Source organism: Flavobacterium sp. Leaf359, from assembly GCF_001423985.1.
Taxonomy (GTDB): domain Bacteria; phylum Bacteroidota; class Bacteroidia; order Flavobacteriales; family Flavobacteriaceae; genus Flavobacterium; species Flavobacterium lindanitolerans.
Window position 1 is genome coordinate 180759 of sequence record NZ_LMPW01000002.1, and the last position, 17043, is coordinate 197801.

The following is a 17043-nucleotide window of genomic DNA, read 5'->3' on the forward strand; positions in this document are numbered from 1 at the left end:
ATGAAAAGAATACTTATAACTGGCGCGGCGGGATTTTTAGGATCCCATCTCTGCGATCGTTTTATAGCTGAAGGATATTACGTGATAGGAATGGATAATCTTATTACAGGTGATTTAAAGAATATTGAACATTTATTCAAACTTGAAAATTTCGAATTTTACCATCACGATATAACCAAATTTGTTCATATACCGGGAAAATTAGACTATATATTACATTTCGCATCACCAGCAAGCCCGATTGACTACCTTAAAATTCCAATACAAACATTAAAAGTAGGCTCTTTGGGAACTCACAATCTTCTTGGATTGGCAAGGGTAAAAAAATCAAGAATTTTAATTGCATCTACATCTGAAGTCTACGGAGACCCATTGGTTCATCCTCAGACAGAAGAATATTATGGAAATGTCAATACAATAGGGCCTAGAGGAGTTTATGATGAGGCAAAGCGTTTTCAGGAATCCATTACCATGGCGTATCATACTTTTCATGGTGTTGAAACTAGAATCGTTAGGATTTTCAATACTTATGGACCAAGAATGCGATTAAATGATGGTAGAGTGATTCCGGCTTTTATTGGTCAGGCCCTACGAGGTGAGGATTTGACTATATTTGGCGACGGAATGCAAACACGTTCTTTTTGTTATATAGATGACCAGGTGGAGGGAATTTACCGATTATTACATTCTGATTATATATATCCTGTAAATATTGGCAATCCGGATGAAATAACCATTAAGGATTTTGCAGAGGAAATTATCAATTTAACAGGAACAAATCAAAAGGTAGTATATCGTCCTTTACCGATAAATGATCCGCTTCAAAGACAGCCGGATATAACAAAAGCAAAAGAACTTTTGGGTTGGGAGCCTAAAGTTTCGAGATCAGAAGGAATGAGAATAACCTATGAATATTTTAAATCTTTATCATCGGAAGAATTGTTGAAGGAAGAGCATAAAGATTTTTCAAAATATATTTTTTAAGTGCGCAAAAAAACGGGAAGATATTCTGGCTATATAAGGCCATTTTCATATGTGCTGGATTTGATTATTATCAATATCCTGGCTAACTTCCTATTGCCTGAAACGTTAAACCTTTTAGGCTACCATTTTTTTGTTTCCGTTTCCTGGCTAATTATTGCTTGGAATATTGGCTTTTATGAGGTCTATCGCTACACTAAAGTTATTGAGATTTTCAGCAATATACTCAAGCAATATTTCTTCTTCCTGCTGATTAATTTTGCTTTTATCGGATTTTACCTCAAATTTTCCGAACCCTCAAAAATGATCGAATTCGTTTCGTTTTCTCTTATTTTAGTCAGTCTTGCCAAGTTTTTCATCTATTTTTCATTACGAAGATTCAGAGTTGTATTTGGAGGAAACTTCAGAAGAGTAGTAATAGTTGGCAATGGTAAAAGTGTCAGTCAACTCGAAGAGTTTTTTAATGAAAACCCAGATTACGGATATAAACTTGAAAAAATCTACACCCTGACACCAAACAAAAAAGAACAGATAGAGGAATGTTTTGATTTTGTTATGGATAATAAAATTGACGAAATCTATTGCTCCCTGTCTGATCTGTCAAATGCTGATGTAAACAGATTTATTGATTTTACTGATAACAACCTGAAAATACTCAAATTCCTTCCAGACAATAAAGAAATATTGGCCAGAAACCTAATTTTTGATTATTATGATTATATCCCGATTATTTCTTTGAGAAACATACCGCTTGATGAAATAGCCAACAAGATTATAAAAAGGACATTTGACATAATGTTTTCACTGGTTATTATTATTGGAATTCTTTCGTGGCTTATTCCAATATTAGCCATATTTATTAAACTAGAATCTAAAGGAAGCGTTTTTTTCAAACAAAAAAGGAACGGCTTGAATTATAAAGAATTTTATTGCTATAAATTCCGCTCAATGAGACTGAATGAAATAGCAGATTTACATCAAGTTTCTAAAAATGATCCTAGAATTACAAAAGTTGGTAAATTCATAAGAAAAACCAGTATTGACGAATTACCTCAATTCTTCAATGTTTTATTAGGCGATATGTCTGTCGTAGGACCAAGACCTCATATGGTGAGCCATACAGAAATGTATGCCAGAAGGATTGACAAGTTTATGGTGCGCCACTTTATCAAGCCGGGCATTACAGGTTTGGCACAAACTAAGGGCTTCAGGGGTGAAGTCGAAAGCGATAAGGATATTATTTATCGTGTAAAATTTGATATTTTCTATCTTGAAAACTGGTCGTTGTTATTGGATATCAAAATCATTTTCCTCACAGTAATCAATGCTATCAAAGGAGAAGAAAAAGCCTATTAGCAATGAAAGGGCATCAGGTTTCCATTATTACACCCTCTTTCAATTCCGAAAAATTTATTTCTGACACGATACAATCGGTTAAAAACCAAACCTATCAGGAATGGGAAATGATTATTGTCGACGACGGATCAACAGACGGCACTGTTTCCATAATAAAAGAATTCCTTACCGATAGCAGGATTCAATTACATCAAATGGATCAAAACTCAGGAACCGGAGTTGCCAGAAATAAGGCAATTAATTTAGCAAAGGGCAGGTATATTTCTTTTTTGGATTCTGATGATTTATGGAAACCAGACAAGCTTCAAAAACAGGTTGAGTTTATGATCTCAAAAAACCAGCCTTTTACCTTTTCGTATTACGAATGTATTGATGAAAATGGAAAAGCATTGGGAAAAATTATCCAGGCACCACAAAAACTAACCTACCGCCAACTGTTCTGGAGCAATTGGGTGGGAAATCTTACAGGAATTTATGATGTGGATTTTTTTGGGAAAATAGCCATTTCTTCAGTGCGGAAACGACAGGACTGGATAATGTGGCTCACCATACTCAAAAAAATAAAAACGGCAGAACCTATTCCGGAAAGCCTGGCGATTTACAGGATTCGTGAAAATTCCATTTCTGCATCCAAAACAGAGCTTTTAAGGCACAATTATAAAGTTTACAGGGATTTTCATCACAAAAGTATTATTGGGTCAGTAATCTGCATGATTGGATTTTTATTTACCCATTTTTTCATCAAACCAAAGTATGTGAAAAAATCAAGACCTGAGTAATGACTGGAATTGTTTAAGCTTACCGCGGTTAGTTCGGGCTAAAGAAGATTTCCTGATAAATTTGAATTTCAAATTCGGTTCCAGATATAGCGAAATCGCAGCTTCAATTTTGGCAATTTGTTCTAATGTCAGTTCTGCTTCGCTTATATAGTCAACTTCAAAAGAATCGATAGAAGTCTGTTTTATGATAAACTCTTTGACGTTTCCGTCGTCTTCTATAATGCTTTTTGTAACATAATAAAAAGTCAATCCCGGTGCTTTTTTACCACTTGGCAGTACAGCCACATCATTCGTTCTTCCGGTTAATTGTTTTAGGATGGGGTTTTTGAACGTACTTTTTTCATCGAGTATTCCAATATCACCAATATCATAACGGATAAAAGGATGTGCCTTGTTATATAGTGAAGTAATTACAACCCGGCCTTGCGTACCATACGGAACCGGTTGTCCGTCATCATCCAAAATCTCAACAAATAAGGTTTCCGCATTGACCTGCCATTCTCCTTTTTGATTTTCAAAAGCAATCAGGTCCAATTCTGAAGCACCGTATTCATTAACAACAGGCACTCCAAACTGTTTTTCCATTAGTTTTTTATCCTTTTCAAATAACATTTCTGAAGTAATGATACATACTTTTAGAGTAGGACAAATGTTTTTGAGAATAAGATTTTTACGCTCCAGATATTTTGCAAATAGTACAATAGAACTCGTATAGCCGTTGATATAGTCAAACTTTTTGCGTTTAAAATGTCCTAAAAAATTTTCCAGGATTGGATCAGACAAATCAAAAATCGGGAAACGGAACCTATGGCTCAGAAAGTCTTTGAGACGTTCTTTTTTGTTTCCAATAAAATCCAACGGTATACCATAGAATCGTGCCTGATAGGAGCTGTTAAAATCAATTCCATACCACCCAAATCGGTACATATTTGATGCCCAGGTCATAGCATGCGAATAATTATCTTTCGCAAAAATAAACGGGTCGCCACTGGAACCGGAAGTCTTGTTTACAAATACATTTTTAACAGTAAAACCTTGGGAAAGTCTCAAATCTAAAGGCTGTTGCAGTTCTTTTTTTGTCAGGATAGGCAAAGCATCCCATTGTTCAGAAGTCTTTCCGGATGCCAATTGGCGATAAAAAGAATTGTTTTTCAAATGGTAATCAACAATCTGCTTCCTTCTGCCAAGGATATAACTTTCATAATTTGCCTCTGGAATTTCAAGGATATTGTCAAATTCCAATCGGGCTTCATCAATAGGAAAGCCGCTAATTTTTAAGGAAAAGTCAAAAAGTTTAAACACAGCCTGAAAGTTGATAGTTTTTAGTAAATTAATTATTTTTTATCTTCAAAAGCAATTAATTTTGGCACTTAATTAAACAAACAACACAACAATGACAATTTTATTATTAGGTTCTGGCGGAAGAGAACATGCTTTGGCCTGGAAAATATTGCAGAGCACAAAATGCTCAAAATTATTTGTAGCACCGGGAAATGCTGGTACAGAAACAATTGCAAAAAACATCAATATCAGTCCAACCGATTTTGCAGCCATAAAAAACTTCGCTAACCAGGAAAAAATTGACATGGTTGTTGTAGGACCGGAAGACCCTTTGGTCGCCGGAATTTATGATTTCTTCAAAAATGACGAAAGCCTGAAGCATATTCCCGTGATTGGTCCGTCAAAAGTTGGAGCACAGTTGGAAGGAAGTAAGGAATTCGCAAAAGAATTTCTGGTAAAGAACAATATTCCTACGGCTGCCTATGGAAGTTTCACTAAAGAAACCTTAGAAAAAGGACAGCAATTTCTCGAAACACTTGAGCCTCCTTATGTTTTGAAAGCAGATGGATTGGCAGCTGGTAAAGGCGTTTTGATTATTCAGGATTTGGAAGAAGCCAAAACAGAATTAGCCAATATGCTTGTTGGTGAAAAATTTGGTCAGGCAAGCTCCAAAGTTGTAATCGAAGAATTTTTAGACGGCATTGAATTGAGCTGTTTTGTTTTAACGGACGGCAAAAACTACAAGATGCTTCCAACGGCTAAAGATTATAAAAGGATTGGAGAAGGAGATACGGGTTTGAATACCGGAGGAATGGGAGCCGTTTCACCTGTTCCTTTTGCCGATTCCGTATTATTGGAAAAAATTGAAAGCCGAATCGTAAAGCCAACCATTTCCGGATTGCAAAAGGACGGAATAGAGTACAAAGGATTTATATTCATAGGGCTGATTAATGTGAAGAATGAGCCAATGGTTATTGAGTACAACGTTAGGATGGGCGACCCGGAAACTGAAGTTGTCATACCAAGATTAAAGTCAGATTTGGTTGAACTGTTTTTAGCTGTTGCCAATGAAAAATTAGACCAGGCTACTTTAGAAATAGATCCCCGAAGTGCGACGACCATAATGGTCGTTTCAGGTGGCTATCCGGAAGATTATGAAAAAGGGAAAATTATTTCCGGAATCGAATCCGTTTCAGATTCTATTGTTTTCCATGCCGGAACTAAAATGATAGATGGGCAGATAGTGACTAATGGAGGAAGAGTGCTGGCAGTGACATCTTATGGTGATAATTTTAAAGAAGCTATCCAAAAATCATATCAGAATATTGAGAAGTTGGATTTTGATAAGATGTATTTCAGAAAAGATATCGGGTTTGACCTGTAATCAACAAAAAAAACCGGGAAGCATATACTTCCCGGTTTTTTAATTTTATTTAGAATAGCCTACTCTAAGAAAGAATGAGCTGTAGTATCCTGAAACTCGTCGTTGTTGGCTTTGTGCAATTTTAATTGCTTAATCCAATAAACAATTGCCACAGCACAGATAATCATAAAAATCCAGTTCAGTGTGTTGGCAGCCCACCAGTTTTTCAATTCTAATTCTCTGAAAAAATCAAGCGGTTTGAATAAAATGTCTACGAATAAATATTGTATTCCTTCAAAAAATGATTTCATATCGTTTGTTATGTTTTATTTTATGAACTTCTAAAATTTCTGTAGAGATCAACTTTATCATAGTTCATTTTAGAACAAGTAGTATCTTTACACTGCAAAAGTATAAAATATCCTTATGATTACAAGCATTTTTAGCAAATCTAGGCCGTTAAATTATATAATTATTTCAACGCTGTTGGTTGTATGCTATTTTTTATACCTTCAAAAATTTCCTGAACGGGTAGATTCTGCCGAAGGAGTTCTGTCCGGCATAGGTCTGCTGCTACTTTTAGTAGGGTCTCTTTTTATTGTAAATTTCGTGACCAAAAAGAACGGATTAAGCAAGGACAATAGCTATACGTTTCTTTTTTTCTTCTCTTTTCTGATTTTATTTCCAACGACATTAATCAACGTAAACCTGATTATTTCCAACTTCTTTATACTTTTAGCATTACGCAGGCTGATTTCATTGCAATCGCTCCTCACGCCCAAAGAAAAAATATTTGATGCTTCGCTTTGGATTTTTATCGCGGCCATTTTTCACTTCTGGAGCATTCTGTTTATCCTGATTGTTTTCGTATCGATTCTTTTCCACGTTTCCAGAGATTACAGAAACTGGATCTTGCCATTTATTTCCTTTTTTGCAGTTGGAATCATCACTCTGATGTATGCACTGATTTTTGACAGAAGCCTAATTGAGACAGTAGTTGATAGTGCCTTAATTGATTTTAATTTTAATTACTTTACCAACAACTATCAAAATTTTGCGCTTTCACTTTATGTGGTTTCAGCGGCTTTCTTTTTTATAACACAGGCATTGACACTGCCAAACAAACCGTTAAACATGCAATCCTCTTACAAAAAGATAATTGTTGCGTTTTGTCTTGGTGCTGTTGTTTTTCTGATTTCTTCCAATAAAAATAATAGCTTGCTGGTATATACTTTTGCTCCGGTAGCTATCATGGCAACCAATTATATTGAGTCGATGCAAATCAACTGGCTAAAAGAAACTTTTATTTATGTGATTGTGGGCTGTAGTCTGTTGACGTTTTTTTCGCAATTATAGCTTATTGCCATAGGCCAGGTCGCCGGCATCTCCTAAACCCGGAACAATATAATTTTTCTCATTCAGCCTTTCATCAAGAGTGGCTACCCAAAGATGGCAATAATCGGGAAGATGTTCCTGCAAATAGGAAATCCCTTCCGGTACGGCAATTACTACAGCAATATGGACCTCTTTTGGGGTTCCTTTTTCCATCAATTTATTAAAAACAGCCACCATAGATTGGCCTGTAGCCAACATTGGGTCTATGAGTAAAAGGTTCTTGTTTTCAATGCTTGGAACAGCCTGATATTCTACCTTGATTTCAAAAGAATCATCATTATTATAATGATGGCGGTAGGCAGATACAAATCCGTTTTCAGCACTATCAAAATAATTCAGGAAACCCAAATGCAGGGGTAATCCGGCACGCAATATGGAACATAAAACCAAATCATCCTGAATTTCAGTGGTTTTTTTAATACCAAGAGGCGTTTGGATTTCGACATCCTTATAATGAAGATTTTTGCTGAGCTCATACGACATTATTTCACCAATACGTTCAATATTCCTGCGAAAACGCATGCTGTCTTTCTGTACGTTTACATTGCGGATTTGTCCTAAGAAATGGTTTAAAACGCTGTTGGCTTCTGATAAGTAATGTATTTGCATGTTTTTTTAAGTTTCTAAGTTTTTGAGGTACTAAGTTCCTAAGCTATGAGTTCTGCAATCTAAAATCTAAAATCTAAAATCTAAAATCTAAAGTCTAAAATCTAAAGTCTGCTTTCTAAAATTTTTCCCTGCCATAAAGGTATAAAAAGTATATTTGTATTTTAATTGTAAAAATATGTTTTCAAAACTAGCCTATTCCGTATTCGAACAGAGCATTAAGGATTATCATAAACATGATAATGTAGACCAGCCAATCAACAATCCTTATTCAAATGACACATTTGAACATTTGTTGTACTTGAAAAACTGGATAGATACAGTGCAATGGCATTTAGAAGATATAATCCGTGACCCCAACATCGACCCTGTTGCAGCTTTGAAACTGAAAAGAAGAATTGATGCTTCAAACCAGGAAAGAACAGATATGGTAGAATATATCGACAGTTATTTCCTTAAAAAATACAGCGGTGTTAAAGTAAAAGACAATGCGAAGATAAACTCTGAAAGTCCGGCATGGGCATTTGACAGATTGTCAATCCTGGCGTTGAAGATTTATCACATGAACGAAGAAGCTACGCGTGAAGATGCCACTCAGGAGCATAGAAATGCTTGCCAGACCAAATTGAATGTACTTTTGGAGCAGCGTTCAGATTTGTCTACGGCTATTGACGATTTGCTTACAGACATTGAAAAAGGAGATAAGTTCATGAAGGTCTATAAGCAGATGAAGATGTATAATGATGATGAGTTGAACCCTGTTTTGTACCAAAACAAAAAATAAGACCAAATGGCGGATAAGAATTTTATCAGTTCGGAACCGTTATTTTTCAAGATTGTTTACGGACTGACTTTTTTAGCGTTTCTCTATGTTTTGTATGAAATGCTTTTTCTGGAAACCGAACAGCAATCCCAACCATTAAAATTGATTGTTCTTGCTTTGTTTGGAGTCTTCTTTATTCGAAAAGGCCTGAGCGGAATGAGACAAAAATAATAACGAAAGACTTTTTTGAGAAAAATTCATAAAAGTCTTTTTTATTTTATAACCAATGTCAAAAATCAAACACATTTTAGTCTTTAGGCTTTCTGCGATGGGCGATGTTGCAATGACCGTTCCTGTATTGAGAGCCTTTGCTGCACAATATCCGGATGTAAGGCTAACGGTAGTATCCCGCCCTTTTTTCAAGCCTTTTTTTGACGGTATTCCCAACCTTGACTTTTTCGCTATCGACCTGAAAGAAAGACATAAAGGCTTTTTAGGGCTGATGCGTCTGTATAAAGATTTGAAGAAATTGGGTATTGATGCAGTAGCCGACCTGCATAATGTGCTGCGTTCCAAAATAGTGCGTACGCTTTTTGCATTGGCCGGAAAAAAAACAGCCTTTGTAGACAAAGACAGGGCTGGAAAAAAAGCTTTGACCCGGGCGGAAAATAAGGTTTTTAAACCGTTAAAGCCAATGACTGAAAGGCATAAGGAAGTTTTTAGGAAACTGGGTTTTGAAATCAATCTTGAAAATCCTATGTTTCCTGAAAAAGCAAATCTTTCCCAGGAGATTTTAAATGTTACCGGAATAAAAAATAAAAAATGGATTGGAGTAGCACCTTTTGCGCAATATGAATCCAAAGTTTATCCTCAGGATATGATTCAGGAAGTTATTGATAAGCTTTCTGAAAATCAGGAATATGTAGTCTTTTTATTTGGAGGAGGAAATAAGGAAACAGAAATACTGAACGAGTTGGCGGAGGGAAAAGAAAACGTAATTACAGTTGCGGGCAGGTTAAAATTCGAAGAAGAAATAAAGCTAATTTCCAATCTCGACCTAATGCTTTCAATGGATTCAGGCAATTCGCATATAGCCGCAATGTTAGGTATAAAAGTAATTACGCTTTGGGGAGCCACACATCCTTATGCCGGATTTTTACCTTTTAATCAGGAACTAAGCTCTGCGCTCACTTCCGATAGAGAAAAATATCCGTTATTGCCTACTTCTGTTTACGGCAATAAAAAAGTTGAAGGCTATGAAGATGCCATGCGAAGCATTCCGGTAGAAAAAGTTATTACTACCATTAATGACAAATTGAGAGGATAGTATTTCGTAATTAAGGATTTGCCTTTTTCTTTCTTCTTCGTATTAAAATCCAGATAATAATTCCAAGAACGATAATGGTCCAGATATTTACGAAGAAAATAATAATTTCTTCCAAAATGTGCCACCCTGTTTTCAGGCCATCCATAATCCTGACACCAATGCTGGTTCTGTATTCTTCACTATCCGGATTCGCAATGACTTCTTTTTTGAATTCCTCTCTTTGATAAAGAGAGAGGCTTAACGTACTGAAATTTACCTGGTCTTTTAGCGAAAGATTAGACAGTTTGGCCTCGTCAGATTGTGTTTGGCTTTCATGTAACCTATCTTCGGCATCCAGTGTTTCACCTAATTTTTTGCCGCGATTTGCTATAGCATCTTCAACACGTTTTTGATTGTCTTGATTTCTTTTTTGGGAAAGGTCGTTTGACAATAATTTTAAAGAAACATCATCAGCTTTTATAATCCGGTAGTCCAGATAGTCGATTTGACGTGCGATTGTTTTTAAAGTAGTATCCAATAGTGTATTAGGAACGCGAATAATCATATTATTTTCCACCACAAAACGGGTAGTTTCAACTAAGGAGTCGTTACTTTTCTTTGCTGTTGAGGTATTGATAATATTGCTTCTCAATTCCGTCGAGCTTACAAAACCACCAAATCTGGCAACCGTATTTTCAATAGCATAAGTTGATTTTGCAACATTTTTGACCTTGAATCTCAAATCAGCCGTGCGGATAAATTTCCGGTTTGAGTTTTTATCTACAACGGCAGCAGAAGACGAAACCATTGATGCATCTTGGGATGAAACAGTTTCTGCAGCAGCCTCCTCAGAATAAGCTTCCCGTCCTTTGTTCTGTTTACAAGAAAAAAAACTAGCAGATAAAAGAAGGAGATAAATGACTTTTTTCATTTTCAAGGGTTTGATTTTTAATCAAATGTAATTAAAAAAGGATTTTGATAATCAGATGACAACATGTATTTTATGAAAAAATTAGTAGTTTTTTCTTTCATATAGAAAATATTGCTATTTTGGCTTTTTGTAACAATCTATTTGTTTTTATGGCTATTCAGGCAAATCCTCTCGGATTACATCAATTACTTACGCTTCATGTCGAAGACCATAAAAAACTTGTTCAAATAGAACAATTTATAGATTTTACAGAAGAATTACTTGAAAAATATAACCTGGAAAAAGTCGGAATAGCTTCACATGTTTTTGATAATAAAAGCTATACGGTTGCTTTTTGCCTCATGGAATCTCATATCTGTATCCACACCTGGCCAGAAAATAAGAATTTGGCATTGGATATCTATCTGTGTAATTATTCACAAGACAATACAGAAAAGGTTAGGCAATTAGCAAAGGAATACATTTCCTTTTTTGGAGCTGAAGTTTTAAAACAAGTTGAAATAGATAGGTAATGCATATAGCTTGTAAAAAATGCGGTACGACTACATCAATCGAAAGCAATTTCGAAGCCAGATACTTTGGCTGTCCTTATTGCAGAAGCTTGTTTGAAATCAAAGAGGAATTAAGTCTTGTTAAAGAATTTGAACACAAGCCGTTGAATCCAATACTGGATATAGGAAGAAAAGGCATTATTAATGGGAAAGAATATGAAATCGTCAGTATGTTCGTCAAAAAATTCCATGCCATTCATTATTGGAGGGAATACACGTTAAAATCAAAAGACGACCATTATTTATATCTGTCAGAATCAGAAGGACACTGGATCTTGCTTGAAGAAATTCCCGATAAATTCAATGTTTCCAGAAAATATAAAAGGCTTACCTATAATGAGGTTTCCTACGATTTATATGAAAATACGCATTGTAGAGTTGAGTCGGCATACGGATTCTTTGATGAAGAAATACCCCAAACGGAAATACAAATCATAGAATATATAAAGCCACCCTATATCGTTTCGATTGAAAAATTAGAAAAAGAACAAAAGGCTTATTTTGGAAGGCATTTTAGTAAAAGAGAAATAAAAAAAGCATTTGGTAATCCGGAGCTACCCGGTAAATTTGGTGTAGGTTCTGTACAGCCTTTCCTTTTTAATTTTTATAATGTGGCGATTATTTTTTGCTGTACGGCCATTCTTATTTTACTAACACAGCTGTTCATGAACAATAGTAGGGGCGAAACCGAAGTGTTTTCAAAAACTTTTTCATTTACAGAATATAATAATAAGGACTTTGTTTCGGAGTCATTTATTTTAGAAGGGGCTTCCGCTCCGCTGACTGTGTTAATACATTCAGAGGTAGACAACTCCTGGGCTAATGCACAAGTCACATTAGTTAATGAAAATACAAATGAGGAAGAATCTGCCAGTCAGGATATTGAGTATTATCATGGATATACTGATGGCGAAAATTGGAGCGAAGGAGACAGAAGTGAAGAATTTAATATTTGTGGTGTAGGACAAGGAAAATACCATTTGGTTATTACACCTCAAAAGCAACCAGACGATACATTAAATGACCGTATAACAGTCAAGGCAGTTTGGAAAAGTCCGTCCATGTGGAATTTCTTCATTTCAATATTGGTTATGGGAATTGTTTTGGGTATTATTTATTTTGCAAATAAAAGCTTTGAAACCACCCGATGGAGTAGTAGTGATTTCTCACCATTTAATTAGGAGAATATGGATATTAATACAATAAAAGTTTTTATTAAAGATAATAAATGGCCTGTCCTGATGGGGCTTTTCGTTTATGGACTTTTTTTATTTTTTACTTTTTCCGGAAACCGGATTTGCGATTGCGTATCAACAGAAAAATACAGTTCAAATAATAACAGCAGACACGTTGGAGTCTCCCGTTTTTACCATAAATAAAACAAAAAATATGGAACATATATTAGTAAAAGGAATTATCAATTCGCTCATTTTTTCAGGAGTAGGAATATTTGTTTTGATTATTGGCTATCTGATACTTGAAAAGATGACCCCTGAAAACACATGGAAAGAAATTGTCAATAACAAAAATGTAGCTTTAGCTATTGTATTCGGGGCTTTCATTATTGGAATCTCAATCATTATTAGCGCTGCAATTCATGGCTAAAAACTTTTTAAAGTTTGAATACCTGCTGCTTTTCGCCGTTTTTATTATTGCGACATGCGGATTGATTTATGAACTGGTTGCCGGAACTCTGGCAAGCTATCTTCTTGGTGATTCCGTAAAGCAGTTTTCATTTATAATTGGAGTCTACCTGTTTTCTATGGGAGTGGGCTCTTATTTTGCAAAATTTGTCAAAAAAAACCAACTCAATACCTTTGTAGAAATAGAGATTCTGGTTGGTGTTATTGGCGGATTGAGCTCTGTTATTTTGTTCATCCTTTTTGAAAAAGTAGATTATTTCCAGTTCATACTCTATCTGCTGGTTTTTGTTACCGGATGTCTCGTAGGTTTGGAAATTCCGCTTTTGATGAACATCCTTAAAGAAAAAGTAAAATTCAGTGATCTGGTTTCAAATGTTTTTACATTCGATTATATCGGAGCATTGCTGGCCTCTGTTTTATTTCCATTGGTTCTGGTGCCAAAATTAGGAGTCATGAAAACCTCGCTTTTCTTTGGGATGATTAATGTTTCGGTAGCAATAATCTTGTGTTTTCTTTTATCAAAAGACTTGAAGCATTCTTTATTGCTAAAGCTTAAAGCCATTTCTGCATTTATAATTCTGCTTTTGACTTTCTTTTTTTCAGACCAGATTTTGTCATATTCCGAACAAAAGCTTTATGGTGAAAATATTATTTTTACGAAAGCAACCCCATATCAGAGAATTGTACTGACCCATACCAAAAACGATTATAAATTATACCTGAACAACAATTTGCAGTTTAGTTCAGCAGATGAATACCGGTATCATGAAGCCCTTGTTCATCCTGTCATGGCCAATGCAAAAAATATTGAAAATGTTTTGGTTTTAGGCGGCGGCGACGGGCTTGCTGTCAGAGAAATTCTAAAATATAAGGAAGTCAAAAAGATTACGTTGGTCGATTTAGATGAAGGAATGACGAAGCTTTTTGCTTCTAACACCATCTTAACAAAATTCAATCACAATTCATTGACTAATCCCAAAGTAGAGGTGGTCAATAAAGATGCTTTTCTATGGGTCAAAGAAGAAAATAATAAATTTGATGTAATTATTATTGATTTTCCGGACCCGTCAAATTATAGCTTAGGAAAGCTGTATTCCTTGAATTTTTATAAATCATTAAAGAATATTGTAGCTCCTGAAGCTGCAATCGTAATCCAAACCACATCACCATATTTTGCTCCCAAGTCCTTTTGGTGTATTAATAATACCGTAAATGAAGTTTTTCCAAATGCAGACGCCTATCACGTTTATGTGCCTTCTTTTGGAGAATGGGGCTATACCATTGCTTCGAATAACAATACGGCAGACTTTAGCAAAGTAAACCGAAAAGTCAGTGGGCTTAAATATTATGATTACCAATATAAAAAACTGAATTTTTTTCCGAAAGACATGAAGGCAAAAGATTTAGAGATTAATAGACTAGACAATCAAATTTTAGTGAGGTATTTTGATGAAGAATGGGGAAAACTATAATCCAAAATCCAGGCGGTCATTTCTGAAATCCGTTTCGGCAGGAATCATTCTGGTATCTGTCCCTTCTTTTTTGATAGCCTGCAAAGAAAAAGCAATCAATTTTGCCATCCGGCTTTCTGGAACAAATCATATTTTAGGACATAGGCTTCGAACCAAAAACTTTCCGAAAATTTCTAAGACAATCGAAATTCCGTATTTAATTATTGGTGGTGGAATTGCAGGACTTTCTGCAGGCAGACAACTGAAGAAAAAAGGAATTGAAGATTTTCTGATTTTGGAATTAGAAACTGAAGCCGGTGGAAATTCACGAAACAGGGAAAATAAATATTCTAAATATCCTTTAGGAGCCCATTATTTACCCTTGCCCAATATTCAAGACAAAGAATTAGTGCGATTTTTAGAAGAATCAAAAATTATCGTTGGTCACGAAGATGGTTTCCCGGTTTTTGATGAAGAACAACTTACGTTCATGCCGCAGGAAAGATTGTTTATTAAAAATACCTGGCAGGAAAGTCTGGTCCCAAAATTTGGAGTTTCAAAAATATCGGAAGAAGAGTTTAACAGGTTTTTTGAAATCATGTCGGATTTTCGAAATAAGAAAGGAGAAGACGGAAGATTTATTTTTGATATTCCTCTCGCCAATATATCAAAAGATGGGCATCATGATTTTTTGGATAAAATCACTATGAAAGAATGGCTGGTACAAAATAAATTTCTTTCGGAAGAATTGTATCAATATGTAAATTATTGCTGTCGTGATGATTTTGGCTTGGGTATCGAATTTGTTTCGGCTTGGGCCGGAATACACTATTTTGCTGCCCGAAAACACAATGCAACAAAAGAAAAAACGGAAAATGTTCTGACATGGCCTGAAGGAAATGCCAGATTAATGAATCATCTCAAAGAATATTCGAAAGATAAGATTGTTACAAACCATCTGGTGTATGAAGCAGGGATTAAAGGAGAAAATGTAATTGTCAATGCTTATGATGACCTGAAAAAAGAAACTGTTGCAATTGTTGTCTCAAAAGTAATTTTTGCAACGCCACAATTTATCAATGGCTATCTGCTAGCTAGCAGGCAAACCGTTACAAAAGAATTCCATTATGCTCCGTGGTTACTGGCTACCCTAACAGTTAAAGACCTTGATGATAATAACAGCTATCCTTTATGCTGGGACAATGTTATTTATGGAGCCAAAGGGTTGGGGTATATTTTCAACCAGCATGAATCACTAGGACAGATTCAGGAAAAAAAGGTAATTACTTATTATTATAGTTTTTCAACAGCTGATTTAAAGAAATCAAGGAAGGAACTGCTGACAAAGCCGGAAAGTTACTGGAAGGAATTGATTATTAGTGATTTGAAAATACCACATCCGGACATTGAAAATAGCATAGAAGAAATTGATATCCAACGAATAGGGCATGGAATGATTAGTCCGGTTCCGGGTTTTTTATTTGGAAATTTCAGGACCGAAGCTTCACGCACAATCGAAGATAAAATCTTTTTTGCTCATAGTGATTTATCCGGAATCTCAATTTTTGAAGAAGCTTTCCATCAAGGAATTAATGCCGTAAATAAGATGCTCAATGAAACAGCCTTGGATTAATAAGCCCAAAACTGACATTCCTTTTATTCTTTTTCCGCAATTTTTTGTGTTGGGGATTGTATTTTTCTGTCAGGACTTTTTAAAGGAAGCCGAGGAAAAATATTCTTTTTTTACATGGTTGCTTTTAATTGTATTTATTGATGTGGCCCATGTTTATGCCACCTTATTTAAAACGTATTTTGTAAAAGAAGAATTTGTAAAACGGAAAAAACTTTTGCTTGTTCTTCCTTTATTCTGTTTTTTGGTTGGATTTTTGTTATTCCTTTTTGGAGCAAAAACTTTTTGGTCGGTTTTGGCTTATGTAGCCGTATTTCATTTTATCCGACAGCAATACGGATTCATGCGACTTTATTCACGCAATGAAATCAAGACTAAATGGACGGTGTTTTTAGACAACCTGTTCATCTATACGGCAACAGGCTATCCTATGATTTTTTGGTTTATGAATCCTTCCAGAAAGTTTACCTGGTTTGTTGAAGATGAATTTTTCTCTTACCAAAATCCGTTGTTGCTGCAGTTCTTCACACGGTGCTATTTCCTCATCGTGGGTTTTTATGCTTTAAGGACAGTGTACTTTTTTATAAAAACAAAATATTTCAATATACCTAAAAATGCTATTATTATAGGAACAATCTTGTCCTGGTACTTTGGGATTGTATATTTCAACAACGATTTGGTATTCACATTGCTCAATGTAATTTCTCACGGGATTCCTTATATGGCATTGATTTATTTCAATCAAAGAAACAACCACCACTCTTTTCAGATACCAAAACTTTCCAGTTTTTTAGGAATTTTGGTTTATATCGGCATTCTTCTTTTGTTTGCTTTTACTGAAGAATATCTCTGGGAAGTTCTGGTGTGGAATGAACATTTTAGTTTTAATGAAAGTATAGATTCACTTGTAAAATGGCAGATTCTTTTAGTTCCGTTGCTAACCGTTCCACAGTTCACGCATTATATTTTGGACGGTTATATTTGGAAATCCAGAAAATAGCGGAAAT

At 35.2% G+C, this 17043-nt stretch carries 18 protein-coding genes; 14 read left to right on the forward strand and 4 right to left on the reverse strand.

Annotated elements, in window-relative coordinates; translation table 11 throughout:
* From ASG38_RS03385 to ASG38_RS03395, 3 genes are read left to right on the forward strand one after another with little or no spacing between them, the layout of a single operon-like run.
* A complete protein-coding gene (locus tag ASG38_RS03385; protein WP_056067147.1) occupies positions 1 to 984 on the forward strand; it encodes a UDP-glucuronic acid decarboxylase family protein in 984 nt (327 codons plus the stop codon).
* Complete coding sequence (locus ASG38_RS03390; protein ID WP_056067150.1) at positions 985 to 2337, forward strand: undecaprenyl-phosphate glucose phosphotransferase; 1353 nt, start codon at positions 985 to 987, stop codon at positions 2335 to 2337.
* A gap of 2 nt (positions 2338 to 2339) precedes the next feature.
* A complete protein-coding gene (locus ASG38_RS03395) occupies positions 2340 to 3116 on the forward strand; it encodes a glycosyltransferase (protein ID WP_056067152.1) in 777 nt (258 codons plus the stop codon).
* Here the strand turns inward: ASG38_RS03395 and ASG38_RS03400 are convergent.
* A complete protein-coding gene (locus ASG38_RS03400; RefSeq protein ID WP_056067155.1) occupies positions 3102 to 4418 on the reverse strand; it encodes a phenylacetate--CoA ligase family protein in 1317 nt (438 codons plus the stop codon). The two genes, ASG38_RS03395 and ASG38_RS03400, sit on opposite strands and share 15 nt — an antisense overlap.
* A 91-nt stretch (positions 4419 to 4509) precedes the next feature.
* Here ASG38_RS03400 and purD point away from each other — a divergent pair, with 91 nt between their 5' ends.
* A complete protein-coding gene (gene purD, locus ASG38_RS03405) occupies positions 4510 to 5781 on the forward strand; it encodes a phosphoribosylamine--glycine ligase (protein ID WP_056067157.1) in 1272 nt (423 codons plus the stop codon).
* Positions 5782 to 5840: 59 nt separating this feature from the next.
* On the opposite strand, the gene ASG38_RS03410 is transcribed toward purD, so the two are convergent.
* Positions 5841 to 6071: a hypothetical protein gene (locus tag ASG38_RS03410; protein ID WP_056067159.1), complete on the reverse strand. Its 231-nt coding sequence runs from the start codon at positions 6069 to 6071 to the stop codon at positions 5841 to 5843.
* Positions 6072 to 6186: 115 nt separating this feature from the next.
* Here ASG38_RS03410 and ASG38_RS03415 point away from each other — a divergent pair, with 115 nt between their 5' ends.
* On the forward strand, positions 6187 to 7116 hold the full coding sequence (locus ASG38_RS03415; protein WP_056067161.1) for a DUF6427 family protein: 930 nt from the start codon (positions 6187 to 6189) through the stop codon (positions 7114 to 7116).
* On the opposite strand, the gene upp is transcribed toward ASG38_RS03415, so the two are convergent.
* Positions 7111 to 7764, reverse strand: coding sequence for a uracil phosphoribosyltransferase (upp, locus tag ASG38_RS03420; RefSeq protein ID WP_056067163.1), 654 nt, complete (start codon positions 7762 to 7764; stop codon positions 7111 to 7113). The two genes, ASG38_RS03415 and upp, sit on opposite strands and share 6 nt — an antisense overlap.
* 175 nt (positions 7765 to 7939) lie before the next feature.
* Here upp and ASG38_RS03425 point away from each other — a divergent pair, with 175 nt between their 5' ends.
* The 3 genes from ASG38_RS03425 to ASG38_RS03435 are packed head-to-tail and all read left to right on the forward strand — an operon-like array spanning position 7940 to position 9851.
* Positions 7940 to 8545 (forward strand): DUF4254 domain-containing protein, encoded by a 606-nt coding sequence (locus ASG38_RS03425; RefSeq protein ID WP_056067165.1) that lies wholly within the window; start codon positions 7940 to 7942, stop codon positions 8543 to 8545.
* A gap of 6 nt (positions 8546 to 8551) precedes the next feature.
* Positions 8552 to 8755, forward strand: a complete 204-nt coding sequence (locus ASG38_RS03430) for a hypothetical protein (RefSeq protein ID WP_056067167.1) — start codon at positions 8552 to 8554, stop codon at positions 8753 to 8755.
* Between the two features lie 55 nt (positions 8756 to 8810).
* Positions 8811 to 9851, forward strand: coding sequence for a glycosyltransferase family 9 protein (locus tag ASG38_RS03435; protein ID WP_056067169.1), 1041 nt, complete (start codon positions 8811 to 8813; stop codon positions 9849 to 9851).
* A 10-nt stretch (positions 9852 to 9861) separates the two neighbouring features.
* On the opposite strand, the gene ASG38_RS03440 is transcribed toward ASG38_RS03435, so the two are convergent.
* The gene (locus tag ASG38_RS03440) at positions 9862 to 10761 is read right to left on the reverse strand and encodes a DUF4349 domain-containing protein (protein ID WP_056067172.1); all 900 of its coding nucleotides are present in this window, start codon (positions 10759 to 10761) and stop codon (positions 9862 to 9864) included.
* A gap of 149 nt (positions 10762 to 10910) precedes the next feature.
* Here ASG38_RS03440 and ASG38_RS03445 point away from each other — a divergent pair, with 149 nt between their 5' ends.
* The 6 genes from ASG38_RS03445 (at position 10911) to ASG38_RS03470 (ending at position 17036) form a co-directional block, all read left to right on the forward strand.
* Entirely contained in the window at positions 10911 to 11273 is a 363-nt protein-coding gene (locus ASG38_RS03445; RefSeq protein ID WP_056067174.1) for an S-adenosylmethionine decarboxylase family protein, read from the forward strand.
* Positions 11273 to 12493 carry a DUF4178 domain-containing protein gene (locus ASG38_RS03450; protein ID WP_056067175.1) on the forward strand — a complete coding sequence of 407 codons (1221 nt, stop codon included), beginning with the start codon at positions 11273 to 11275 and terminating at the stop codon, positions 12491 to 12493. The genes ASG38_RS03445 and ASG38_RS03450 overlap by 1 nt, the downstream gene beginning before the upstream one ends.
* 208 nt (positions 12494 to 12701) lie before the next feature.
* Positions 12702 to 12917, forward strand: a complete 216-nt coding sequence (locus tag ASG38_RS03455) for a DUF350 domain-containing protein (protein WP_056067403.1) — start codon at positions 12702 to 12704, stop codon at positions 12915 to 12917.
* Entirely contained in the window at positions 12910 to 14427 is a 1518-nt protein-coding gene (locus ASG38_RS03460; RefSeq protein ID WP_056067176.1) for a polyamine aminopropyltransferase, read from the forward strand. Before ASG38_RS03455 ends, ASG38_RS03460 begins: the two co-directional genes overlap by 8 nt.
* The gene (locus ASG38_RS03465; protein ID WP_056067178.1) at positions 14405 to 16039 is read left to right on the forward strand and encodes an NAD(P)/FAD-dependent oxidoreductase; all 1635 of its coding nucleotides are present in this window, start codon (positions 14405 to 14407) and stop codon (positions 16037 to 16039) included. The genes ASG38_RS03460 and ASG38_RS03465 overlap by 23 nt, the downstream gene beginning before the upstream one ends.
* Positions 16020 to 17036: a hypothetical protein gene (locus ASG38_RS03470; RefSeq protein WP_056067180.1), complete on the forward strand. Its 1017-nt coding sequence runs from the start codon at positions 16020 to 16022 to the stop codon at positions 17034 to 17036. The genes ASG38_RS03465 and ASG38_RS03470 overlap by 20 nt, the downstream gene beginning before the upstream one ends.
* The last annotated feature ends 7 nt before the right edge of the window (positions 17037 to 17043 follow it).